Raw genomic sequence first — 25,197 nt, 5'->3', positions numbered from 1 at the left:
TTGTATTTATTAATTAAGTCTTAGTCCTACATAAACGTTTAAGACACTATTTTTTGCGTCAGAAGAAAGAAAACTATTATCTTTCCCTATTTTAGTTAAACCATAGTTGTAACGAACACCAAAATTTACTACATCTAAATCAATTCCCACTCCACCAGAAATACCAGCGTCAAACTTATTAAAATCGTCAGTATCTAATTCTCTTTGAGTAGATCCAAAATTAGAATCGTTTGTAGTTTTTCCACTAACCATGTAAGCTGCGTACGGACCAGCATGTATATTAAAATTATCAGTAACATTTACTACCAATAATACTGGCACTTCAATATAGTTTACATTAAATGTAGAAGTCCCATTTGCAATAGCATTATTGTATACAAATTCTGCACCTTTGGTAGTGTAACTAATTTCTGGCTGAATAGCAATGCTGTTAGTTATAGGGAATTTCGCATATAATCCAGCATTAAAACCTGTTAATACGTTATTATCGTCTACAGTATCAGTATAAAGATTGGAGAAGTTAAGTCCTCCTTTGAAACCATAAGCTGCTGTTTTTTCTTGCGCTTGCGCACTTGTGAAAGTCATAAAGCTACATACTAATGAAGCTAAAATTAGTTTTCCTGAATTATTCATCTTATTTATTTTTTGAATTATTATACTACAAATATCCGCATCTTACCTATTAGCATTGTTACAATACTTTTTGATAATTTTACATTATTCACACTTTGTAGTATACTAATGTGTATATTTATCTGAGGTTGATACGATAGCCATACTTTTTACCAATAAAAAAGGCGAGTATAGAACACGCCTTGTTTTATTCATTATTTATTATCTACTGTAAAGTTCTTCATTGCAGTACCCAATTCATTTATGTCACGATTGTACTCCTCTTTGAACGCTTCCCAATCGCTGTTAGTATCATTTTTATAAGCTTGAACCTGGAGCTTTATATTATTGTTTTTTTGTTCTAACTCTTCAATTTTCTTAGCATACATAGCATCAATAGATTTACCTTTATTTTTCATATTGGCTTTCATTTTAGCAATTTGCAGTTCATTTTGTCTGATTGTCGAATCAGTGCTCGCTCTAAATGATTTCCATTCTTCGGCAGTTGCTGCTTGCCTTGCATCTGAAAGTTCTTTTTTTGCATCGTCAAGATCTCTTCTTGCATCTTCTACATTGTCTCGGGCCTGTTCTTCTTTCTTAGAAGTATCCTGACAACTTACTAAAACTGTCGCTATTATAAAGGCTGTTAATGCGAATGTGAAAATCGATTTTTTCATGTTGGTTTATTTTTTTTTTGACAAATTGATTATTGTCAAGTTATTTATTTTGGCTTTAATTCGTTGTTGTTAAGTAGTTTAAAGATAATAAAATAATTTATAGGACACAATTTTTTTAAATCATATTACTATTATAAAATGCGATACGTTACAAAAATTTAAATTTCTTTAAATATTTTAAGTAATTCTTCTTTTGTCTTCCCAAGTTGGATTTGAAGTTTTTTTAACATTTCTTTATTCTTATACTGTGCAAAAAGTATGTCATTATCAGTTAAAGCAGCAAATTTTTCTTTTAATTTTGTTTTTTGCACTTCCCAATTTCCATCTAATTGTGGTGTATTCATACTTTTCTTATTGCTTGCGAAATAATTTTCACTTTACAAAGTTGAAGAATTTGGGCAAAACAGTAGTTGTATAACTTTAAATATTCGTTGTATTATTCACTGATTTTAAAATAATGACAGGATTATTATACACAATTAGAAAAACTGATCGTTCTTTATTTTTAAGTCCGCTACCGTATGAAATAAGTTTACTTCGGTGAATCTTTATGGTTCGAAATGTATTTTTTTACTATGTTTTCTAAAGACTCGTAATAATCGGTAAGCGTTTTTATGTTGATTTCAGGATTTGAAACGTCGGGAATTGTGATAGGGATTTCTTCAAGGAATTTTAATAATTCGGGATAATCATTGCGAATTTTTAACGTGATTGTAAGTATGGCTTCGTTGAGTTCTTTTTCGGTTTTCATATTGGATTATATTTAGAGTATTAAAGTGAATATATTTTAGGAGTGCAAAAAAAAAATCATTAAAAATATCGTATTGCTGGATGATGCTTTTAATGATTTTATATATTTTGACTATTTATGAAAACGCTCCTTTCTCATATGAAAAAGGAGCGCTTATTTATAATTGATTAGCTTTTTTATAATCCTGCTAAAATACCGATGTCCGAAGTTAAACCAGCCGTAACGGTAATATTATTTTTTACTACAGCCACTAAAGGTAAGGCTGGAGTAACAGTCAGCGTATAGATTCCAGGCGGAAGCCCCATCACCATAAAGTCGCCATTAGCATTCACGTTAGAAGCGTACGTTAACTGGGTTGAATTTGATTTTACTTCCACTACAGCCATTACACCAGCTGTAATCTTACCACTTATAGAACCGCTTGTTGCTCTCTCTATTGTTCTGATAACAGGTTTCAACTGATATCCTCCATTGCCTAATTTTACAATAGATTTATTGGCATCAAAATCTAGAAGAACAGTATACAAAATCCCTTCTTGAAGTGATTGATTAACTTTAAGTTTTAACCCGCTTTGTTCAGCGCTGGTAGTACTTAAAGGAAAACTTACACCGTCTACAACTACCGTATTTCGACTTCCTAATATAAGTCTTATCTGTGTAATATTAGACATTTCTAATGAATCAGTAGCAATTAATGCGTCAACTCCATTTGAAAGTTCCAATAAATTATAAATTCCTTCATTCACATTTAGGATGGTAGTTTTTCCACCTTCTCCCATAACTTCTACTCCCTGTACATCTACATTTACTTCATCATAAGGACCTGGAGCATCAGTCATTCTTACAGCATACGGATAATTACCCTTTTGATCATCATTATTGCTGCAGGAAGTTATAAGCAAACCGAGCATGATAAAAGATATTATTGTTTTCATTTTTTTCATTTTCATTTTATTTAGGTTATTAAGAGATTTGTTGAAAGCAAAGATAAAGGCAACTGCATAACTGATATTACAATACTGTGGTATTAAGTTATGGAATTTACACTTTGATCATCTGATAATTGAGTAATTTCTTATCAATAATTCTTTAGATACTAAAACATTTGAATTTGAATTTTTTTGAAACTGTTGTTGTCTTTTCAATTATTTTAAAGAATCATTTTCAGTGCCTATTTTCAATTCCTTTTTCATCTCTTCCTCCTCTAAATCAGCCGCTTCTTCTAGTTTTTTGTCTTCTTCTTTTTTCTTTTTGTTAAAATAGCCACGCAATAAAAAATTATTTTTTGCAGCCTCAATAACTTCGTTCAGTCCTTTAGTTGCTGTTTTAACATTAGTTAAAGAAGAGTCGATGACCTTACCCATTCGTTCATCACTAACCAACTTCGACAAAGCTCCTTTTCCATTGTTCATATTTAATGTGAATTTTTTAAATTCATTTGAGCTATTTTCGAGATTAGTAACCATGTTTTTAATACTGTTTCCAAATTGCTCGTCAGAAACCAATCGTGATAACGCACCATTTCCATTATTCATGCTGTAACTAAACTGAGCAAGTTGTGCTGTGATAACTCCTGCATTATCGACACTTTTCTTAACGCTAATCATCAAATCGTCCATATCAACAGCTCTCGAAGAAGCGATGTAATCGTTGTCTTCGACCAATATTTTCGAGTTTTTTCCCGAGGATATTGTCAGTATTTTGTCACCCATCAAACCGTCCGAACTAATACTTGCAATAGCATCTTTTTTAATGTATTTACGAACTTCTTCTCTTATAATTAATTTTATTACTACAGAAGTATCCGTTAAAAATTCGATTTGTTCTACAGTACCAACATTAATACCTGAAATGAGAACATTATTTCCCACCTCAAGGCCGCTTACAGAATTAAATTTTGAGTTTAATTCAAATGTAGATCCAAATAAATTTTTTTGTTTTCCAACAAAATAAATGGTTAGAAAAAACAGTGACAAACCAATTACTACAAACATTCCCAATTTCCATTGGAATCCAGATTCTTTATCCATTTTTTATTTTTTAGTGGTTATATGAAAAAAGAGCGGACCCATTCGTCCTCACTTTTCTCTAATTCTTCGTAAGTCCCCTCGATATGTATTACACCATCTTTTAATATAATGATGCGGTCGCTAGTACGTTTTGCACACGGCATATCATGGGTAATAATGATAGAAGATGTTTTGTTTTTCTTTTGGATTTCCATCATTAGTTCACTGATTTCTCGTGAAGTAATAGTGTCTAATCCTGTAGTAGGCTCATCATATAATATAATTTCGGGTTTTAGGATCAGCGTTCGTGCAAGTCCAATTCTTTTTCGCATACCACCGGATAATTCCGAAGGCATTTTATCAATTGCCTCGCCTAATCCCACACTTTCCAAAACGTCTATTATTCGATTTTCAAGGTCCTCAGCCGATAAGTCTTTTGCATGCCTTTTAAGGGTAAAACCCAAATTCTCGCGAACACTCATTGAATCATATAAAGCGGCATTTTGAAACAGAAATCCAATTCGAATTCTGATTTCGTTGAGTTCATTGTTATTCAGTTTAGTGATATCGGTTCCAAAAACATTGATAATGCCTTTATCAGCGCTTACTAATCCTACCAGACATTTTATAGCAATGGATTTTCCAGACCCGGATTTTCCTAATACGACTAAGTTTTCTCCTTTTTTCACGGAAAAAGTTACGCCTTTCAAAACTTCGTTTTTTCCGAAGGATTTATACAAATCCTTAATTTCAATAACTGGGGCCTCGGATTTAGAAATAGGGGTGGTGTCCGTTGTTGGTTTTTCTTGCATCATTTTAGAAAAATAAATCTGTTATTTGTACTGCAAGCATGTCAATAATAAATATAGAAAGAGAAGCAGTTACTACAGCTGAGTTTGCTGCTTTTCCAACGCTTTCTGTTCCGTTAGCTGCGTTAAAACCTTTGTAACATCCGATCATACCGATAAAAAATCCGAAGAAAAAAGTTTTAATCAAAGCAGGAAAAATATCTAAAAAGGTAATAGATTCTATGACTTGTGAGGTATATCTATAAAAATTCACGTCGCTATTAATATTTATACCCACATATCCTCCCATAATTCCAATTCCGTCGGCATATATTACCAATAAAGGAATCATAAGTGTAGTTGCCAAAATTCTTGTAACGACTAAATATTTGAAAGGATTTATGGCCGAAACTTCCATGGCATCTATTTGCTCAGTAACCTTCATAGACCCCAATTCAGCGCCAATTCCAGAGGAAACTTTACCGGCACATATTAAAGCGGTGATAACAGGAGCTATTTCTCTGATCAAAGATAATGCAACCATGCTTGGCAACCAGGACTCGGCACCAAATTCAGCTAACGTCGGTCTGGATTGTAAGGTAAGAACTAAACCCATGATGAAACCAGTAATAGTAACTAATGGCAAAGATTTATACCCAATAACGTAACATTGCTTAATGAATTCCTTCATTTCATACGGAGGCTTGAGTACCTCTGTAAAAAACCTTGCGGCAAACAATGTAACTTTCCCTACATCATTAAAAGTTTCTTTTACGGAGGTAATAATACTTTCCTTCTTTGATGTTAATATTTCATTCATGTATCACTGTTTTTCTTAATTTTTTGGGCTTTTTAAATTTGAGCTAGTCAAATATATTAAAAAGTAGGGATAGGTAATTGTTTTTTCATAATTATTGACTACAATTTGGATTAAGGTACTATTTTAAATTAGTGAAGAATGAAGTACATTTTTTAAAAAATGCAATCAAGTCTAAAATTTTATTTATACGATAACATTAAGTCTCCTAATTTTTTAACCCTGTCGTGGTGTTCCTTTAATAAATTTTGCTGAGTTTTAAGTTTTTGATGCATTTCAGAAGTGAGATAATCAAAATTAGCGGACAGCGTATCTTTATAACTTTTGACAGCTACGAACTCATTGTATTCAAGAGTATTCAAAATATCCTCTCTATCTCTACCAATAGTTCTCGATCGCACAATGCTCCAAAAAGCGATAACCACGTTATTTCTTTTCGTTCTAATGACCGGAATACCTCCCATTTTTTGTACCTCCTCTGTAAGTTCTGATTTGAAAATTTTACTGGTTTTTTCAAATTCACTAAACAAATCTTTTAAATCATTCTCTTCAGTTACTTTTGTGGCAGTTTTATATACCTCAATTAGTTCACTATTGATTTCAATAAGATTATTTAACGCTACGATTGACTTTTCTGTATTCATCTTATATCTGTATTAAATATTAACTTGTATTATATTTTAAAAATTATAAACTTTGAATAATAAAATTTGTTCATAAATTTTTTAATATTCAAAGTAGAATTTATCTAAAATTTGCTTGTAGATAAAATAAGCTGTGTACCGGGAGTTGTGATATCTGCATGATCTTCGGCGGTAATAAATATTTTTTCCGGCTTGAAGGAAGTAACCGTTTCAAAAGATGCTTTCAGTTTTGAAGACATAAATCCGCTGTCGCTTTTTATCTGTCCAATATTTTTAATCACAGCTTCATCAGTTTCCATCCAAACTACATAAAAATTTCTTGAAGGCTCCAGTCTGTTTACTTCTGCCAGGTTTGCTATTTTTATTTTTATCAGATAGTTTTTATTACTATCCTTTTTTACAGTTACATTACCTTGGGCAGCAGGAACCGCCGATGAATTTTGAAAAGCAACATTTTTCGAGCATGATACGAAAGACCACACCATCACAATAGCAGAAAAAGCTAAAATGGATTTTTTTAAAGTTGATTGTAATTGTAAAGTCATTATAGTTTTTTTTTAAAGTATTTTATGATACAAATTTCACGCTGTTGGCCGAAAAATTTGTTATACAAATATTTATAAATGTTGCATTATTCACAGATAAGTAAATTAAAAACCTGCGAAAATCAGACATTTTTTTTAGTGCTGATAATTAAAAGAGCAACACCGCCGGCAGCGAGAACAATACCTATAACGGGTGACCATGTAATGGGGTGATTTACTTCTTTATTTATTTCGATAGGACCAATATCAACTACTTTTTCGGTAGTAACATAATTGAAGGTATTGTAGAGCAACATAATTATTCCCAAAATAATCAGTATGATTCCGATAGATCGTATTTTCATTTTTTTTGTTTTTAAAATTTATTGTGAAAACGAATTGTACATTAGGCTTATGAAAAGTATTCTTTAACAAAAGAGTGCTGCTGGCTTTGAGTCATTTTGTCGGTGTCCTTAATTTCAAATTTTATTTTTAAAAATCGTTCATCTTCACTGAGAAAATCAAACAGTTCTATTTTTGCATTTGTGGGGCCAAATAAGATTACACGGTGGTAATTTTGGATGTAGTCGCCAATCTTTTTGTAGTAAACAGAAAGTTTCTTTTTCTGCGTATTATCAATATCACTGCACTTTGTAGTTGTTTTAGTGCTATGCTTCTGGGTTATAAATTCCGATTCAATGGTTTCAATCTCAAAATGCCTGGAGGTGAATTCCATTATATGGGCAAACGAATGATCCATCCAAATGCCTAATTTTTTTGTTGATTTCATAATATTCTTAATTTGATTGTAGTAAGAATGCGATCGTGGAACGTATTGATTTAATTTTTTTTATAATGAATTAAAGTTCAGTATTATAGCGCGAAAAAATATTATATAATTTTAAACAAGAATTATATAATTCACAGATTATAATAGAATCCAGTAAATGATATTTTAAACGTATTCTCATTTTTAAACATAAAAAAAGGGCTGTTGTTTCCAACAGCCCTTTTAAATATGCAATCTAAACTCAACTTAAATAATACTATTTTTCGTAAGTCATTTTCAACTCTACTCTTCTGTTTTTTGCACGTCCTATGGCCGTAGCATTTGTAGCAATAGGTCTGCTTTCTCCGTATCCAATTGCAGTTAATCTAGAACCATCAATTCCTTTTTCCATTAAATAATTTTTAACAGATTCAGTACGTTTTTGAGATAATTCTAAATTCATAGCATCGCTACCATTAGAATCTGCATGACCTTCAATTACTAAGTTAGAAGCGTTATATTTATTGATCAGACTTACTAGTTCATCTAATTGAACTAATGAACCCACTTTTAGTTTAGCACTGTTATTCTCAAAGAATAGTTTACTTCCTAAATAAGTGATTCTTTCGATATCTTGTTTTGTAATTTCAGGACATCCTTTGTTTTCCATTGTTCCTTTTACAGTTGGACAACGGTCATCAATATCAGCAACACCATCTCCGTCAGTATCTGGACATCCGTTTAAACTTGCTGGTCCAGCAACATCAGGACAACGGTCTAAATCATTTGGAATACCATCTTTATCATTATCCATAGGACATCCGGTAGCATCTACTTTAGTTCCCATTTGGGTATCTGGACATTTGTCATTGATATCAGCAACTCCATCATTATCAGAATCTGGACAACCATTCATTGCTGCAGATCCTGCAGTGTCAGGACAAGTATCTAAATAATCAGGAACACCATCTTTGTCTCTGTCTAATGGACAACCATTTTCGTCAACAACTACTCCAGCCGGAGTGTCAGGACAAGTATCTTTACGATCAGAAACACCATCATTATCAGCATCTTTTACTTCTCCTAAATTGAAAGTAAGTCCAGCCATGTGAGATAAAAAAGCATCTTTTTTACCGCTTACAACACCGTCTCTTCTATCTTTATTAGAATAGCTGAATGTTTCTTGTAGATTAAGGGTAACTACAGGGCTTAATCTGAAGTTTAAACCACCACCAACATTTGGCAACATGTAGTCAATATTTTCTTCTTTAAAGTTTAGGTTTTTGTCAAACAACATTGCACCTACACCTGCAAACACATAAGGTCTAACAATTGATTCAGGACCAGTCATGTTAAATCTTAAATTTAACGAGGCGGCATTAAAATCACTTTTAAAACTTCCTGCAGGATTATTATTGAATCCAACGGTTCCTTTTGAAAGTAAAAGATTTAAATCAAAATAACGACCTAAATATCTAGACACCGAAACTCCACCAAAACCGTAAAATGCTTTATCGGTTTTATAAAAATTATTACCTAAATCACCTTGATATTGTGTTACTCCGCCATGAAGACCGACATTCCATTTCTTGTCTTCGGTTTGCGCTTTCGAAATAAATGTAAATGCTAAGCAGGTACATACTAATAAGATTTTTTTCATTTTGATTGTGTTTAATTATTTTATGCAAAGGTTACTCATTTTGCACGAATTTAAGTTATAAAACTTTTCGAATATGTTGTGTTATTCACACATTTTACTAGGTTTATCTTTAATTTACTGAAAAATCTGAACTACTGAAGGACTAAAAAATAGCGAGAAAAATTATTTCTGAAGATGTGATGGTTCTGTCAAATCTTCTACTTTTCCATCATCTTGAAGTGTTATTTGTTCTTCATCCCAATTAGTTTTTGAAGATGTTTTTCCCACCCTGCAATAACTTTCCCAATGATATATAGCTTCATAGCTTGAATTTTCCATGTCTTTTTTAATTTACTAATTTTTTTATTCTAAATACCTTCTTAGCGTCCATGCCATTGTTTCGTGTGCTTCCATCAATCCTGTTAGGAAATCGGCAGTTACGGCATCTTTGTTTTCATCTGCACTGGTATCTACATCTTTACGCAATTGAACGATAACAGTCTCATGGTCTTCCACTAATTCCTTGATCATATCTTTTTGTGCAGGATACTGATTTGGAGATTCTTTGATAATTGTCAGCTCAGCAAACTCTTTCATTGTCCCAATCGTTTTTCCGCCCAATTTACTTATGCGTTCCGCTACTTCATCAATGGATTTTTCCAATTGTGTGTATTGACCTTCAAATAATTTGTGAAGTTCCATAAAACTTTGGCCAGATACATTCCAATGAAATTTTCGAATTTTAATGTATAAAGTCATTTCATTCGCCAAAATTGAAGAAAGAATCGAAATGCTGTTTTTTAAATGTGCTTCTGTAATCCCAATTTGTATTTTCATGATTGTGTATATTTGTTATTATATTAAATAATTTACTTACAAAGTTATTTCTTTTAGTGTCGTCAAGAGTTGTAAAATTTAAATTAAAAGTTATATCATTCACACACTGCAACTGGATTTAAATGATTTTTTAGGTTACTTATTTTTCCTGAGTTCAGATTTGAAATATTCAAAACATTTTAATTTACAATAAACGCTAGATGTTGATTTTGTTCAAACTGTTGGTAATCAATCTTTATAATTTGGATAATCAGTATATCCTTTTTCATCCGCAGTATAAAATAAATCCATGTTTAAATCCTGAGATAGAGGCCAATTGTTTTTGAATCTTTCTACAAGATCAGGATTATTGATGTACGGTCGTCCAAACGCGACCAGATCTGTAAGTCCACTCTCTATAGCCTCCTCCGCACTTTCTTTATTATTTCCCCCACAAATAATCATAGTGTTTTTAAAATTATTTCGTATCACTTTTTTAATTGCTAAAGGCACTTCAGGCGCTCCCATGGCTGAATGGTCCGCCAGATGAATATAAGCGATGTCCAGTTTATTTAACTCTTTTGACAAGTAATCATAGGTTGCGTCTATTTCCGGATAATGTGGCATATCACTAGCTACACCATAGGGAGATAATCGAATTCCTGTTTTATCTTTTCCAATGGCATTTGCAACGGCGGTTACAACTTCCAGCACAAATCGACAACGGTTCTCAATACTACCGCCATAATTGTCTGTTCTAATATTACTTACGGGAGAAAGAAATTCTTCTAACAAATAACCATTTGCACTGTGTAGTTCAACACCATCGAAGCCCGCAAATAGAGCATTTTCCGCTGCGGCAACATATTCTGTTCTGGCATGTAAAATATCTTGGGGAGTCATTTCTTTTGGCACAACAAAGTCTTGGAGACCTTTAAGATCTGTCCACATTTGCCCAGCGGCTTTTATCGCAGAAGGGGCCAATATTTGGGCCTCCTGATGCATGTTCAGTGGATGACTGATTCTTGCGGAGTGCATCAATTGTACGAATATTTTGCCGCCGTTTTTATGGACAGCTTTAGTTGTTTTTTTCCATCCTTCGACCTGCACTTTACTAAATATTCCAGGAATTCTGGCATATCCAAGACCATTGGGTGAGGGTGAGGTTCCTTCCGTTATTATCAATCCGGCGCTCGAACGTTGTAAATAATATGCTGCCATTAATTCATTAGGAATATTATCTATCGCTCTGCATCTGGTCATCGGAGCCATAACGATTCGATTACTTACTTCTAAAGACCCGACTTTTTGTGGTGTGAATATTTGCATTGTTTTCATATTTTCTGGTGTTAATTTGCTGATATAAAGATAATTGATTTAATTAATTTTGGGAGTTAAAATAGTCATGAAAATAATGTATTCATTTCATAATTAGCGAATTATAAATATAAAAACTCATTGCGAAGAATTTCCATCGCAAATTATAATTCTTAAAAATAAAGGCTTTAAAGATGTTTGAAAATGACTTCCATCTAAAAAGTGAACGGTGTCTAACTATTTTGTGGAAAAATTAACCATTGCCTTAGAAAAGGCTGAAGTTTATACGTTAAATTGAAAAAATTAAGTTAGATAAACATTTTTGCTGTGATTTTCAGATCAACGGTTATCAAGCTCGTGTACCTTTTAGTTGGTTATAGGTGGAAGATTCTAAAACACCATGTTCTTGAGGCCGTTACTACAATTTAGCAAACCTGAAAAAATGGAGAATAACTTATTTTTTATATGCAACTTAGAGGGATACCAAAGTTTTTTAAAAATTTTCCCGCAGCAGGTCACTTTGGAAAGGCAATTAAATTCTTAAAAAAAAATAATGTCGACAAGTAAATTTGTACGGCGAATAAAATTATTCTTTGTCACTACATAGCGTGATTAGCTTTTGGTTGAAGTCTCCGGCCCGATTGATCCGTAAATCGCTTCATATCTTAAAATAATAGCAGATTCTCCAATCGAGTAAAAGATATCCTCTAGTCGCTTTATGTGCTCTATCGTAAATTCCAAATGTATTTTTAGCGCATCTACTACTTCATCACTAGCTGCGCTTTTAATCATGATTGGTATAGCGAGAAGCTGTGCTTTTTCGGAGTAGTAAATTTCTTTTAGTTCCTCTACAAAAACATTTCGACAACTTTCATTTAAACTTGAAGTTGTTTGCTGTGAATTTCCTTTACCTTTTTGAACTTTACCTTTTTTATCAATGATGGTGGCTGTACTTTTCATTTGTTTTAGTTTAATTGTTATATTCTTTAGATTTGTAAATTTGAGCTTTTACTCCTCATAACCTTTTATACAATTTAAGGTACGATTTATAATTTTTACATATTTATTCATTTTCTTTCTCGTCAGAATCAGTGTTGGATTTTGGACTTTCATGATTATTCGGCCGCTCTTCATCTCTGCTATTTTCCTGACCATTCTTTAATTGTGAACCAGAAGGATCCAAATCATTGCCAAAATTGTTTTGATTAACATCTTTCTGATTAGCTTCGAAATTTTCATCCTTTTTAACAGAATCTTTCATGTTGATCATATTGTCAGAAACAATATTAATTTTCCTGGTTTCTTTAATACTATCATCTTCACTTAAAAGATAAATAATGTGACCGCGAAAAGCACTATTTAATGTTTTATTAAGCTGTATGATGTTGGTTTTCGGTATGTAGATTACTTTTTTCATTTTGCTATTATTAAAGAATCTAAGTTCTCAATAATATGTCCAAAATTTATTATATAATTCCGCAAAAGATTTACATCTTTCACGTTTTTTTATTTTGCTAATCGTACTGATCCACTATATTTTGTTATTTTATATTTATAAATCTGCGTGAAATTTGAAAATACTCAGAACTAAAGTGCCTCTCAAAATAATTTATAAAACAGTTTCACACCAAAAAACTCGATTTGTTAAAAGTATTGAATGCTATTACCAGTAAAATATTTAACTAATCTCCGCAAACACAACTCAAAAAAATTGTAAAATGACGAACAGTTTTTTGAAATTATACAGCGAATAATCAAGATTTAAAAAACTATCGTATGCATCTTGTTTTACTACGAAAAGCTCGATTGTGGGGATTTCAAGCTATTTAATTAAATGTATGTTTTACTTATTGGGATGTTTTCATAAAAATTAAAAGTACAAAATTATCTTTATAAAATATAAGTAAACAATTAATTTTTAAAACATTACATATAATTTTTGTGGGGAATAATATTTGTTTTTAATTTTTAAATAACATTTAAGACAAATAAAAAGAGGCATACCTTAGGCAGCCTCTTCTAAATTTTTTTATTCTATAGTCCGAAATAATAGTTACTTATAATTCCGAATATCTGCACTATTTTATGATTCGTCTTTTGTTGTACGAACAAGACTAATTCCAGAAACAAAGAAAATCAGACCAAGTATACCGTAAATAATTAATGCTTTAATATCTCTTGTTTCGCCTGATGTTCCTGCAAATATAACCGCAGTGTAAATAAGACCGCCTATTCCAAGAGCGGTAAGTAATGCCCCAAAGATTCTTTTAAGATTCATAATTTTTCTTTTTAAGATTTATACTTTTTTAATACCGGTTTTTAACCATAACAGTTTGAAAAACAAATACTTCATATCATTAGAATAACCGTTTCCGGAAATCATAATTGTAGTGCAAATATATTTTGATTGCGCAACAAAAGTGTTATACAATTGTTAAAAAAAGTTATATCATTCACACTTATAAGGGAATGGATTACATTTTTAAATTCAATTTGAAGATTATTTAAACAAAAAAACATGCGGAGAAAAATTACTTTTCAACCGCATGTTTTTGTAAAAAAATAAAAAGCTTACGCCATTAAATCGCTTAAATTTTTTATTTTTTGGTAATTTGCTTGTATAGCTGCATGTTGTTCTTTGATCATCATCAGTTGCTCTGAAGATAAATCTTCACTATTACTTACAGCATCCTTGTATGTCTCAAGTGCAGCCTCTTCTCCATATTCACATGAATTAATTATCGCTTTTCTATCGCTTCCTGTAACAGCAGATTTAAGATCCATCCATACTCGGTACAATTTACCGGATGTGGTTGTTCCTTCTGTTGGTTTTCCGCCCAATCGTTTTACTTCTGCAACAAGTTCTGCTTTGCATTTTAAGCTCGTTTCAGTAAAATGAGAAAACAATGTTTTCAAGTCGGTTTCGTCAGCTTCTTTTGACGCGGTTTCATAACCTTCAATTCTATCATTATTGATTTGAATTAGCGAATTTAATATGTCAATTGATTTTTCAGTATTCATCTTTTTTGTATTTAAAGTAGTGAATTAATTTTCACTTATACAAATATCAGGATAATTTAGATTTAAATTTTTATACAATTATTTAAAATATTTGTAACATTTACATATTATTAAGTAATTGATATACAGTACTTAAAAATAATAATTACTGTTCAAGCTTTGATTTATCGATACAAATAATTTTGATTCAAAAAAAAATGGATTAATAATAAAAAAAACCAAATTCACTTAACTTTTGATAGTAAGTAAATTTGGTTTTAGTAGTAGTTAATTGCTTTTATTTAAAGTTTTTCCGTCTTGGTTAATTCCACAATTTTATCATGCAATAACTTTTCGTCAATGGGTTTAGCGATATAATCATCCATTCCTACAGCCTTACATTTTCCCACGTCAACTGTCGTGACATCAGCTGTCAGTGCAATGATTGGAGTTTTTAGATTCATTGTATTACGAATGTATTCTGTAGCTTCAAAGCCATTCATAACAGGCATTTGTAAATCCATTAAAATAACATCGTATTCATTGTCTACCAATTTTTCGATAGCAATTTGCCCATTGTCGGCTATATCACTTTCAAATCCAAAATCGTTCAGTATAGTTTTCATCAATAACTGGTTGAGCGCCATATCTTCCACTACCAATACTTTTATTTCTCTGATTACTGCGGCTACTGGTTTTATTTTATCTTTTACTTTTGCAGATTTTTTAGTTTTGAGAAAAGGCAATGTAAACCTGAAGGTGGAGCCTTCTTGCTTTTTACTGATGACGCGAATATTTCCTCCTTGCGAGGTTACCAGTTGCTTGACGATGGCCAACCCTAAACCGGTGCCGCCATAAAGGCTGGAAGATCCATTTGGTGCCTGCTGAAAGTTTTCAAATATTAAATCTATATTATCCTCGGGAATCCCAATTCCGGTATCGGTAATTTCAAATTCTATGATTACTTTTTCTTGATCTTCAAACAATAGGTGAACACTAACCGAAATTTTGCCTTCGGAAGTAAATTTCACCGCATTACTGACTAAGTTTAAAATAATCTGCTGCAGTCTGATTGCGTCTCCCAAAATAATTTCAGGAATTTTTTTATCATACTGGGTGACTAATTTTAAATCTTTTTCGTGAATTTTTGTGTCAAATAATTTTAGCATTGCATCTACAGTGGCAACTAGTTCAAATGGTTTTTGTTCAAAAGTCATTTTGCCGGCATCGACCTTTGCTAAATCAAGTATGTCATTAATCAATGCAATCAAGGTGTCGCCACTCATTTTAATTGCGTTCAGATATTCTTTTTGTTGTTCTAATAATTCTGTTTTAAGTAAAACTCTGGTAAATCCAATGATGGCATTCATAGGAGTTCGGATTTCATGACTCATATTAGACAAAAATTGTTGCTTGGCCTTCATCGCATTCTCAGCAATTTTTGTGGCTTTTTCTGCATTACTTTTTGCTTCTTCGGCCAGTAGTGCGGACAATTCTGCAGATACTTTAGCTTCTATCAATTCTGCTTCAATTCGTTTTTCATCCGTAACATCTCGTGCAACAATAACGACTCCCAAAACGTTTCCGCTGTCATCCTTATAAACGGATCCATTTAATAGTACATCTGTCAAGGTACCGCTTTTGTGACGAATCTTCAGAGGCGCATTGGTAATAAATCCACGGGCAAATACTTGCTGAGAAACAGCACGAGCTTTTTCAGGTTCTGTAAAATACCCAAAGAAATCAGTCCCGTTTAATTGTTCCCGCGATACGCCTGTGATGTTTACCGTTGCCCGATTCACATCCGTAATCTTACCTTCATTATTTATTGTGGTCAGCGGATCAAGGCTGGCTTCTATAAGACTTAAAGAGTATTTTTCTTTGAGATAATAACGAGATCGATCCGTTATGTCTTCAATTGCAAGAAGAATTAACTGTTCTTTATTTGTTTTTTGAATAATCAGATGTGCATTTAGCAACATTATTCGTTCTCCAATGGCCGAAAATGTGTGAGTAACTTCAAAGTCTTCAAAACTACTGTTTTGCGACAGTATATCATTTAATGCTTTGCGGAGTTCTTTGATATCCCATTGTTTATTTCCTAAGTCAAATAATAATTTCCCTTCTGTTTCTTCCTTGTCCACCAGAAATTTTTTATAAAACGATTTATTGGCGGATATCACATTAAAATCTTTATTTAGAACTAACATAGGTTCATGAATGGTAGCAATGATAGCCTCTGAATATTCATGCGATTCAATTAATAAATCATGACGCATTTGTAATTCCTGATTTGTGGAGATGAGCTCTTCATTGGTGGCTTCAATTTCTTCTTTTGAGGTCTCAAGCTCTTCATTCAGAGTTTGAAATTCTTCATTTGATGAAACGATTTCCTCATTTGCCGCCTGTAATTCCTCATAAATCGTCTCCTGCGTTTCAATAATGGAGATCCTTTCTGCACGCGTACTGTTCAACTCTTCCGCCAGTTTTTTAATTTTAATGTCTTTCAGCGTACCATTGCTTGTATGCGTCGGATCAATTCCAATCAAATTTTCAATCGCTTCCTGAGGTTTAAAAACAATGAGAAGCAGAGGCTCTTCCCACTCAATTTTGAGGGGAGAAACTTCAAAAGACATCAGTCGTAAAACGGAGTCTATTTTTATTTCAATGCCCGATTTGCTGATAGTTCCTTTAGTTTCTATCGCTTTATTGATTGCATTACGAAGTTCGAAAGCAAATTCAGGTCGCGCCATTTTCAAAATATTAAGACTGGCTCTTCCCGATGCATGCTCGAGATAGGAGGAGATGGGACCTCTGAACTGAAGAATTTCCATGTCTTTGTTGACCACTGCACAGGCTGGCATATAATTAGAAAGTAGTGCTGAATCAATAGCAGTTTCAATATTTTCCTGATCTACAATTATGTTTTTAGGGATAATATTGTTAGATGTTTTTTTAGTGGGCATGCTGGAACGCGTAAAGCGAGGTGTTAATTCAAGTATTTTCCGTACGCCCAAATTATTTTTTCGAGAATAGATTTTGAATTTATTATTTATTAAAGTAAAAAGTTGTGATGATGTCCCTGTACTTTCGGCTTTTCCAAGCATTAAATATCCGGTATCGTTCATCGCAAAATGTAATGAAGTAAAGACTTTTTTTTGCGCTGCCGAATCGAAATAAATTAAAAGATTACAGCAGCTTACAAAATCCATACGCGAAAAAGGAGGGTCTCGCAAAATATTGTGCGGTGCAAATATGCACATTTCACGGAGGTCCTTGATAATGCGATAATTGTCACCAACTTTGGTGAAATAACGCGTCAGATAGTTTTGAGGAATAGATTCTACATCACTTCGGGAATATTCTCCGTTTCGAGCATCCCTAATTACGTTTTCACTAAGATCCGTGGCAAAAATCTGCACGGGTATTTTGTTTACTTGATCCTCTTGCAGTTCCGAAATAATCATTGCAATCGAGTATGCTTCCTGACCGGTGGAACAGGCTGGAACCCAAATTCGTAGTGTTTCGTCTTGAGATTTATTCCTTAAAATATTTGGAAGCAGGTTGGTTCTCAGAAACTGGAAAGTTTCTGTTTCCCTAAAAAAACTGGTTACATTAATCAGTAGGTCAGTATAAAGGATTTCGATTTCGTTATTTTTGCTCAGCAAAAGTTTTACGTATTCTTGGATTGTTTTTATACCATTTTGCTGCATTTTATGGTTTATTCTCCTTTTGATCGTGGGCATTTTATAATGACTGAAATCCACACCGGTTTCTTTGAGCAAAAGTTCAAAAATGGTATTTATATCATACTGGTCATTTTCAAGAATTATTGCTTTTTCTTTCACCTCTTTTTTAGGAAGCGGACTTTTCGGGATGCCTTTTTTGCTAAGGCGAACTAATTCCTTGGCAATTTCCACTGGCGATAAAATATAGTCTACCACTCCTTTTGAAATAGCGGATTTAGGCATACTTTCGGCTTGCGCGGTGTCATCTTGTGCAAAGGTAATTCCTCCGGCATCTTTAATGGCTTTAAGCCCCATCATACCGTCACTGGCATAACCGGACAGCACCACGCCAATGACATTTTCTTTATGAGTCTCGGCAAGTGAGGAAAACAAGAGATCAATTGTCAGGTTGGTTACGTTTTTTTTAAGGCGAGGAAGTAATCGAATATGTCCGTTAATCACTTCAATAACTTTATTGGGTGGAATAACGTACACATTATTAGGCTCCATTTTTTCCATATTATCAATTTCCTGAACTTTCATTTTTGTGATCTTTGATAAAATGGAAGTCAGTAAGCTTTTATGGTCTGGGCTTAAGTGTTGGGCATATATGAAAGCCATACCGGTATCCGCAGGTAAATTTTTCAGTAAAAGGCTAAACGCTTCCAGACCTCCGGCGGAGGCACCAATGGCTACAACAGTAAAAGATTCTTTTTTGATTTCTTTTTCGGGTGTTGTTTTTTTCGGACTGGGTTTTTTAGCTAACGTCATAATAGAGTAGGTATTGCTAAATTTACAGTTTCAATAGATGACTGTAAATTTATGTTACATCCAAGACTTCTTGAGACGTTTTAATTCAAATTGTATTTCTAATATTTGTTTAAAAATAAGAAAATATGTTTAATAATTTATCTAAAAAGGAACGATTTATAGTGCTTTCTGAGTTATGAAGACGGAATGCAAATAACGAATAATATTAAAAGTAGCTAAATAGCGACTTTCTTTTGTTTGCGGTACTATAGAATAGTTGTGAATTATTGTATTTTTTACTGATTTACACCAAAGATTTTTACTTCACTTTTATAATATACTATTTTTAATAATGTTCACCTCTTGTTCCAATTCGTCGCATGCTTGAGAACAGATGTTTTCAAGGGCTAAAATTAAACGCGGAATTTCTTCGCTCTGCTGATTTGTAGAGGCGTATTCTTGAATTTTTTTTGCCATTTCTTCGTACTCTCTGTTTATTCCAATTATTGAAAACGACGGAATCATTTTGTGAGCTGCCGCCTGAACCTTATCCCAGTTTTTATCCTCAAAGGCCCTTTTCATTGCATTAATTAATGTGGGAGTCTGTTCTAGATAAAGTCCAATCATTTCCATTATCAGTTTTTGATTTGACTTTGTGCGCTGAATCAGATAGGTTAGGTCAGTGCATTTCGACTTTACGGCTTGCACTTCCTTATCTACTGCAGTACTTATTAGCATAGGTTGTTTTACCAAGCTGATTATTTTACTGTATAATAATTCTTCGTCAACAGGTTTTGTAATATAATCATTCATCCCAACAGCCTTGCATTTAGCTATATCAACGGTGGTTACATCTGCAGTAAAGGCAATTATGGGCGTATCCGAACGCATCGTGTTTCTGATGTATTCCGTCGCTTCAAAACCGTTCATCTCGGGCATCTGCAAGTCCATTAAAATAATATCGTATTTTGTGATTTTTAGTTTGTCGATTGCAATTTTACCATTGGCGGCAATATCGCAGTCAAATCCAAAATCGTCCATAAGTGTTTCCATTAGCAATTGATTGAGCGGAATGTCTTCAACTACCAAGACTTTTAAATTTTTATTTTCAGGTTCTAATTTTAACAAATTCGTTTTTGATTCAGCTTCAGCTTTTGTTTTCTGAAAGCTTAATATAAAGCTGAATATTGAGCCTTTATCTACTCTGCTTTTTACACTGACACTTCCGCCTTGAGGCTCCACTAAATGCTTGACGATGGCAAGACCTAAACCTGTACCGCCGTACAACCTTGACGTATCTGAGGTCGCCTGTTCAAAATTTTCAAATATATTTTCTAATTCTTTTGTCTCAATTCCTATTCCGGTGTCCGTGACTGCAAATTCTATCGTTGAAATATCGTCAGTGTCATCGAGTAAATTAACGCTTACTGTAATTTTACCTTTATGTGTAAACTTAACCGCATTACTGACCAGATTTAAAATGATTTGATGCAGACGAACTGGATCACCTACCAAAACTTCAGGAATTTTGTGGTCATATTCCCGTATTAATTGTAAATTTTTTTCCTGGATTTTTGTTTCAAAAAGATGTAGCATTGACGATATAGATTCAGCCATCTTGAAGGGAATCCGTTCAAATGTCATTTTACCGGAATCTACTTTTGCAAGATCAAGAATATCATTAATTAAAACGATCAGGGTGTCACCCGAAACTTTAATGGCATTCAAGTACTCCTTTTGTTTTTTATCTAAATCTGTTTTTAGAACTACTTTCGTAAATCCGATAATGGCATTCATCGGCGTACGGATTTCATGGCTCATGTTTGACAAAAATTGCTGCTTAGATTTTACGGCCGCAACAGCGATTTGTCTTTCTCCTTCAGCATTGCTTTTTGCCTCAATTAATTCATTTTCAAATCTTTTCTGCGCAGTTACATCTCTGGCAACAAGCACGACTCCTAGTACATTTCCATCATCATCTTTGTACACGGAGCCGTTAAATAATACATCAGTCAGTTTGCCATTTTCGTGCCGAAGCCGTAATAAAGAATCAGCAACAATTTCTTTTGCAAAAACATTTTCATACGTTTCCACAGCTTTTTGTGGTTCAGTGAAATAATCTTTAAACTTAGTTCCAAGTAATTTCTCCCTTGATACTCCAGTAACTTTTACTGAAGCAGTATTCATGTCCGTTATTTTTCCTTCTTGATTAATCGCAAATAAAGGATCGAGATTTGCTTCGATAAGACTGAGTGAATATTTGGAAAGTAATTTTTGGGCTGTAAAATCGGCGTTAAGCCTTTTTAATTGCTCTGCCTGAACTAATAATTCTTTGTTTTTTTTATATAAATCTACGAAAATAGCTACTTTTGCCCGCAAGATTTCAGGTGATAATGGTTTGATCATATAATCAACTGCACCTGCCTGATACCCTTGAAAGATTTGAATAGAGGAATCCATACTGGCTGTCAGAAAAATAATCGGGACGTGTTTAAGATTTTCAATCTGGCGAATAAATTCGACGGTTTCATAACCATCCATCAACGGCATTTGAACATCCATTAAAATGATTGCAAAATCTTGTTCCGTCTCAAGAATGGTTAACGCCTGGCCGCCAGAAGTAGCTTTAATGCATTGGTAATTCTCGTCTCGGAAAATGATTTCCAGGGCAAATAAATTTTCTGTCCTGTCATCTACCATTAAAATTTTTACTGCACTATTTGTATCCATTTTTCACAATGTTTTAATCTTTAATCTACATTCTTTATTCAAGCTGTTTTTTATTTGCTCAACCATACTCGCATCAAGGAAAGTAGTCGTTCTACATCAATAGGTTTAGTGATGTACTCGTTGGCTCCGGCATCAATACACTTTTGTTTATCGTCTTTCATAGCTTTTGCAGTCAAGGCAATCACGGGTAATTTTCGGAATTTAAATTGAGCTCTTATGCGTTTCATTGCCTCATAGCCGTCCATTTCAGGCATCATGATATCCATTAAAACCATATCAATATCATCATTGGCGTCCAGCATATCCAAAGCAATTCTTCCATTTTCTGCTTTTATTATTTCTATTCCCTGCTCGGACAGTATTTTGGTTAAAGCAAAGACATTACGTGAATCATCATCAACCAGCAATATTTTTTTACCCTTAAATATAGTTTCTTTATGATACAATTTACTGACGGCTATTTGTTCCGATTCCGGTAAATTCTTAACCGTTCTGTGAAGAAAAAGCGCTGTTTCATCGAGCAATCGTTCTTCAGATTTGATTCCTTTTATAATAATACTTTCGGAGTATTTTTGAAGCTCATTATGCTCTTCTCTTGTTAATTCCTTGCCGGTGTAAACGATAACGGGCGGAATATTATGGTCTTTATGATTCTTGATTTGATGAATAAGGTCAAACCCGCTAATATCAGGTAAACCAAGGTCCAATATGATACAGTCGATTTGATTATTTTCGTATATTTCAAGGGCTTCTTTTCCGGTTCCTGCTCCAAAACAATTTACATTGTCATTACCGATTAGTATTTTTATTGCTTTTCTTGCATTTTCATTGTCTTCAATAATTAGAAGGTTTTTTATCTCTCTGTTGACAAATGTTTCAATTCTGTTGAATGCTGCTTCTAAATCATTTTTGTCAATGGGTTTCATTAAATATTCTACTGCACCGGCTCTAATTGGCTCTGAGGACGAATCGTTTGCAGAAATTATATGCACGGGAATATGCTTAATTTCCGGATTTGCTTTTAATTCAACTAAGACTTGATGTCCTTGGATTCCAGGCAGATCCATGTCCAGAATAATGGCTTGCGGTTTGTATTTGGCAGCAAGTACTAAACCGTCTTCTCCTGTTGCTGCAACGATGCATTTGAAGTCTTTTTCGTTGGCCTGATTTAAAAGAATCTTAGCAAATTTTAAATCATCTTCAATCAGAAGCACAACTTTGTCATTTGCGTTGATTGAATTTCGGTTATCGTTTATCGAGGGATAATTCAAATACTTCGAGTCATCTTGTAAGCGTGGCTGAAAGGAAACGACCTCGTTTAAATTAGTTACGACAGTCTCTTTTTCAGCATTTATTTTAAGTGGAATAATGAGCGAAAAAGTAGAACCTTGATTGACTTCACTGCTTACTTTTATTTCAGCTTCCAACAATTTAGCGAGTTCTCGTGAAATGGAAAGACCTAGTCCGGTTCCGCCATATTTTCTTGCTGTACCGCCGTCTGCCTGTTGAAAAGCTTCGAAAATGGAAGCGTGTTTGTCTGGATGTAGGCCAATTCCGGTATCAGTTACTGAAATGCATATAGTATTTGCAGTATGGGGATTGATAGAGATAATGACACTTCCTTTCTCCGTAAATTTTATGGCATTTGATAAAAGGTTTTTCAATATTTGATTCAGACGATGCAAATCGGTATAGATGAATTCGGGAAGTTGTGGATCCAAATTGGCACTGAGAAGGAGTCCTTTTTGATCCGCTTGGTGTTTAAAATTACGAATGAGATTATTCATAAAATTTATCAATGATATTCTTTCAATTTGGATGGCCATTTTTCCTGCCTCAATCTTAGAAAGATCAAGTACTTCATTAATCAGCACCAGTAAATCATGGCCACTTTTATAAATTATTTCGGCACTTTCCACTTGAAGTGGATCCAGGTTTTTCTTTTTATTGTCAGATAAATCTTTTGACAATATTAGTAAGCTATTGAGTGGTGTTCTTAATTCATGGGACATATTAGCCAAGAATTCTGATTTATATTTATTGCTTATTTCGAGTTGTTTGGTTTTTTGTTCAATGTTGTTTTTTGCCGCTTCAACCTCTGTGTTTTTTAATTCTAATGACTGTGTTTGCTCTTCGAGCTCTTCATTGGTCATTTGCAGTTCCTCCTGTTGTTGCTTCAGGTTTTGCGACTGTTCTTCCAGCTCTTCATTCATCTGTCTTAGCTCTTCCTGCTGTGCTTGAAGTTCTTCGGCCTGATAGGCAAGATCCTGATTAGCAGCTAGTAGTTCAGCAGCACGTTTTTCTTTTTCATCACTTTGAAAGATCAGTTCCTGGTTGGCAATAACTAATTCTGCTGCCCGTTTTTCTTTTTCGTCTCTTTGAAAGATAAGCTCTTGATTAGCAATAACTAATTCAGCTGCGCGTTTTTCTTTTTCTTCAGCTTGTTGAACAGTATTAACGCTAATGGCAATACTATTCATCGAAACATTGATGAATTCTTTTTCGGTTGTATTGAACTCGGTAAGCCTTCCTAGTTCTATTACTCCCAGAGTTTTGCCATCCTGCAAAAAAGGAGTAATCAGCAAATATTTTGGTGTGATGTTCATTACCGAGGAAGTGATGTGCACTTGGTCTTCTGCTACAGCTGAAATTGAAATTTGTTTCTGTTCCCAAGCGGCCTGACCTATTAATCCTTCATTAAGCGTAAATTGTCGCTTCGCACTTTTAAGAGAAGAAAAAGCATATTGTCCGCTCAGCACCAATGTGTTTTCTTTTTCGTCCAACAAATAGACAGCGCCTATATTGGCTTTCAAATACGTACAAAAAAAACTAATGGTATTGTTTGAGAGCTGTTCTATACTTTTATCACCTATCAATTTTTTATTCAGCTCGGAGTTTCCGGTCGCCAACCAGGTTTTACTTATATTTTCTGTTTCGGCTTGTTTAAGCGCCCTTAAGTTTTTAAAAATGATATTGTATACAATGACCAAAATGCTAATGATAAGTGCAACAAAAAAGAGTAGAATTATATAAAAATTGCTGGCATCCGCTTCACTTGTTTCTTTTCGCTTCACAAGTAAATCCTGTTCAATGTCCTTTGCCCGATTAACAATTGCTGCAATGTTATCTTGAATTCGCTTCCCTTCTCCTGCAGCAACTAATTCTCTTGCATTTTCAAAACCTTTTTTTCTAAATTCAATGCTTTTGTTCAAATGATCGGTGCGAATTTTTACTTCCTGTTCGAGTTCCTCAATATTCTTTTGTTGAAGGGCATTATCTCTAGTCAATTGCCTAGCCTTATTAAGGTGCAACATTACTTTTGAATTGGACTCTGAAAATGATTGAAGAAAATTCTCACTGCCGGTAATGATAAAACCGCGTGTGCCGCTTTCGGCTTCAATGCTGTTCACCATGATCTGTTCAAATTCAAATAGAATCTGATTGGTACGGTTCACCATATCATTTGACGCGATATATTTTTCACTGTTTTTAAAAGTAAAAATTGAAACCGCTATAATAATCAGGATACATACAATGAATCCTGTTATTATTTTGTTTGACAGCGACATTTTTAATTTAGTATTGGTAGAAATATTTTGCTCCATTTTTAGTATTCAATCATTAAA

23 protein-coding genes are annotated in these 25,197 nt (G+C 33.5%); all 23 read right to left on the bottom strand.

Going from position 1 to position 25,197, the window contains the following annotated elements:
- Nucleotides 1–9: 9 nt before the first annotated feature.
- Nucleotides 10–633 carry a porin family protein gene (locus tag E0F89_RS11330; RefSeq protein ID WP_262709536.1) on the bottom strand — a complete coding sequence of 208 codons (624 nt, stop codon included), beginning with the start codon at nucleotides 631–633 and terminating at the stop codon, nucleotides 10–12.
- 194 nt (nucleotides 634–827) lie between these two features.
- The gene (locus tag E0F89_RS11325; RefSeq protein WP_131909890.1) at nucleotides 828–1,289 is read right to left on the bottom strand and encodes a sll1863 family stress response protein; all 462 of its coding nucleotides are present in this window, start codon (nucleotides 1,287–1,289) and stop codon (nucleotides 828–830) included.
- 158 nt (nucleotides 1,290–1,447) lie between these two features.
- Complete coding sequence (locus E0F89_RS11320; protein WP_131909889.1) at nucleotides 1,448–1,633, bottom strand: CsbD family protein; 186 nt, start codon at nucleotides 1,631–1,633, stop codon at nucleotides 1,448–1,450.
- 188 nt (nucleotides 1,634–1,821) lie between these two features.
- Complete coding sequence (locus E0F89_RS11315; protein ID WP_131909888.1) at nucleotides 1,822–2,040, bottom strand: hypothetical protein; 219 nt, start codon at nucleotides 2,038–2,040, stop codon at nucleotides 1,822–1,824.
- Between the two features lie 176 nt (nucleotides 2,041–2,216).
- A complete protein-coding gene (locus tag E0F89_RS11310; RefSeq protein WP_165930016.1) occupies nucleotides 2,217–2,975 on the bottom strand; it encodes a DUF4382 domain-containing protein in 759 nt (252 codons plus the stop codon).
- A 210-nt stretch (nucleotides 2,976–3,185) separates the two neighbouring features.
- Nucleotides 3,186–4,070 carry an MlaD family protein gene (locus E0F89_RS11305; RefSeq protein ID WP_131909886.1) on the bottom strand — a complete coding sequence of 295 codons (885 nt, stop codon included), beginning with the start codon at nucleotides 4,068–4,070 and terminating at the stop codon, nucleotides 3,186–3,188.
- Nucleotides 4,071–4,087: 17 nt separating this feature from the next.
- Nucleotides 4,088–4,864, bottom strand: a complete 777-nt coding sequence (locus E0F89_RS11300; protein ID WP_131909885.1) for an ABC transporter ATP-binding protein — start codon at nucleotides 4,862–4,864, stop codon at nucleotides 4,088–4,090.
- Nucleotide 4,865: 1 nt separating this feature from the next.
- Complete coding sequence (locus tag E0F89_RS11295) at nucleotides 4,866–5,657, bottom strand: MlaE family ABC transporter permease (protein ID WP_394345968.1); 792 nt, start codon at nucleotides 5,655–5,657, stop codon at nucleotides 4,866–4,868.
- A 179-nt stretch (nucleotides 5,658–5,836) separates the two neighbouring features.
- Complete coding sequence (locus E0F89_RS11290) at nucleotides 5,837–6,298, bottom strand: PA2169 family four-helix-bundle protein (protein ID WP_131909884.1); 462 nt, start codon at nucleotides 6,296–6,298, stop codon at nucleotides 5,837–5,839.
- A gap of 104 nt (nucleotides 6,299–6,402) precedes the next feature.
- Nucleotides 6,403–6,843 (bottom strand): hypothetical protein, encoded by a 441-nt coding sequence (locus tag E0F89_RS11285; RefSeq protein WP_207915817.1) that lies wholly within the window; start codon nucleotides 6,841–6,843, stop codon nucleotides 6,403–6,405.
- 122 nt (nucleotides 6,844–6,965) lie between these two features.
- Entirely contained in the window at nucleotides 6,966–7,187 is a 222-nt protein-coding gene (locus tag E0F89_RS11280) for a hypothetical protein (RefSeq protein WP_131909883.1), read from the bottom strand.
- A gap of 47 nt (nucleotides 7,188–7,234) precedes the next feature.
- A complete protein-coding gene (locus tag E0F89_RS11275) occupies nucleotides 7,235–7,612 on the bottom strand; it encodes a hypothetical protein (RefSeq protein ID WP_131909882.1) in 378 nt (125 codons plus the stop codon).
- A 256-nt stretch (nucleotides 7,613–7,868) separates the two neighbouring features.
- Nucleotides 7,869–9,251: an OmpA family protein gene (locus E0F89_RS17500; RefSeq protein ID WP_131909881.1), complete on the bottom strand. Its 1,383-nt coding sequence runs from the start codon at nucleotides 9,249–9,251 to the stop codon at nucleotides 7,869–7,871.
- Nucleotides 9,252–9,413: 162 nt separating this feature from the next.
- Nucleotides 9,414–9,569, bottom strand: coding sequence for a hypothetical protein (locus E0F89_RS17130; protein WP_165930015.1), 156 nt, complete (start codon nucleotides 9,567–9,569; stop codon nucleotides 9,414–9,416).
- Between the two features lie 24 nt (nucleotides 9,570–9,593).
- A complete protein-coding gene (locus tag E0F89_RS11265) occupies nucleotides 9,594–10,067 on the bottom strand; it encodes a Dps family protein (protein ID WP_207915815.1) in 474 nt (157 codons plus the stop codon).
- A gap of 228 nt (nucleotides 10,068–10,295) precedes the next feature.
- Nucleotides 10,296–11,384, bottom strand: a complete 1,089-nt coding sequence (locus E0F89_RS11260) for an alkene reductase (protein WP_131909880.1) — start codon at nucleotides 11,382–11,384, stop codon at nucleotides 10,296–10,298.
- A gap of 591 nt (nucleotides 11,385–11,975) precedes the next feature.
- Entirely contained in the window at nucleotides 11,976–12,323 is a 348-nt protein-coding gene (locus E0F89_RS11255) for a DUF892 family protein (RefSeq protein WP_131909879.1), read from the bottom strand.
- Nucleotides 12,324–12,426: 103 nt separating this feature from the next.
- On the bottom strand, nucleotides 12,427–12,780 hold the full coding sequence (locus E0F89_RS11250; RefSeq protein ID WP_131909878.1) for a hypothetical protein: 354 nt from the start codon (nucleotides 12,778–12,780) through the stop codon (nucleotides 12,427–12,429).
- Nucleotides 12,781–13,446: 666 nt separating this feature from the next.
- Nucleotides 13,447–13,641, bottom strand: coding sequence for a hypothetical protein (locus tag E0F89_RS11245; protein ID WP_131909877.1), 195 nt, complete (start codon nucleotides 13,639–13,641; stop codon nucleotides 13,447–13,449).
- Nucleotides 13,642–13,934: 293 nt separating this feature from the next.
- Nucleotides 13,935–14,384, bottom strand: coding sequence for a ferritin-like domain-containing protein (locus tag E0F89_RS11240; RefSeq protein ID WP_131909876.1), 450 nt, complete (start codon nucleotides 14,382–14,384; stop codon nucleotides 13,935–13,937).
- Between the two features lie 281 nt (nucleotides 14,385–14,665).
- Nucleotides 14,666–18,862, bottom strand: coding sequence for a CheR family methyltransferase (locus E0F89_RS11235; RefSeq protein ID WP_131909875.1), 4,197 nt, complete (start codon nucleotides 18,860–18,862; stop codon nucleotides 14,666–14,668).
- A gap of 309 nt (nucleotides 18,863–19,171) precedes the next feature.
- Nucleotides 19,172–21,571 (bottom strand): response regulator, encoded by a 2,400-nt coding sequence (locus tag E0F89_RS11230; RefSeq protein ID WP_131909874.1) that lies wholly within the window; start codon nucleotides 21,569–21,571, stop codon nucleotides 19,172–19,174.
- Nucleotides 21,572–21,621: 50 nt separating this feature from the next.
- Nucleotides 21,622–25,176: a response regulator gene (locus E0F89_RS11225; RefSeq protein WP_131909873.1), complete on the bottom strand. Its 3,555-nt coding sequence runs from the start codon at nucleotides 25,174–25,176 to the stop codon at nucleotides 21,622–21,624.
- Nucleotides 25,177–25,197 lie beyond the last annotated feature (21 nt).

It is taken from the genome of Flavobacterium caseinilyticum (genome assembly GCF_004349085.1).
Classification (GTDB): domain Bacteria; phylum Bacteroidota; class Bacteroidia; order Flavobacteriales; family Flavobacteriaceae; genus Flavobacterium; species Flavobacterium caseinilyticum.
Note: the sequence above shows the minus strand (reverse complement) of the source record. Positions and strands in the feature narration are given on the sequence as shown.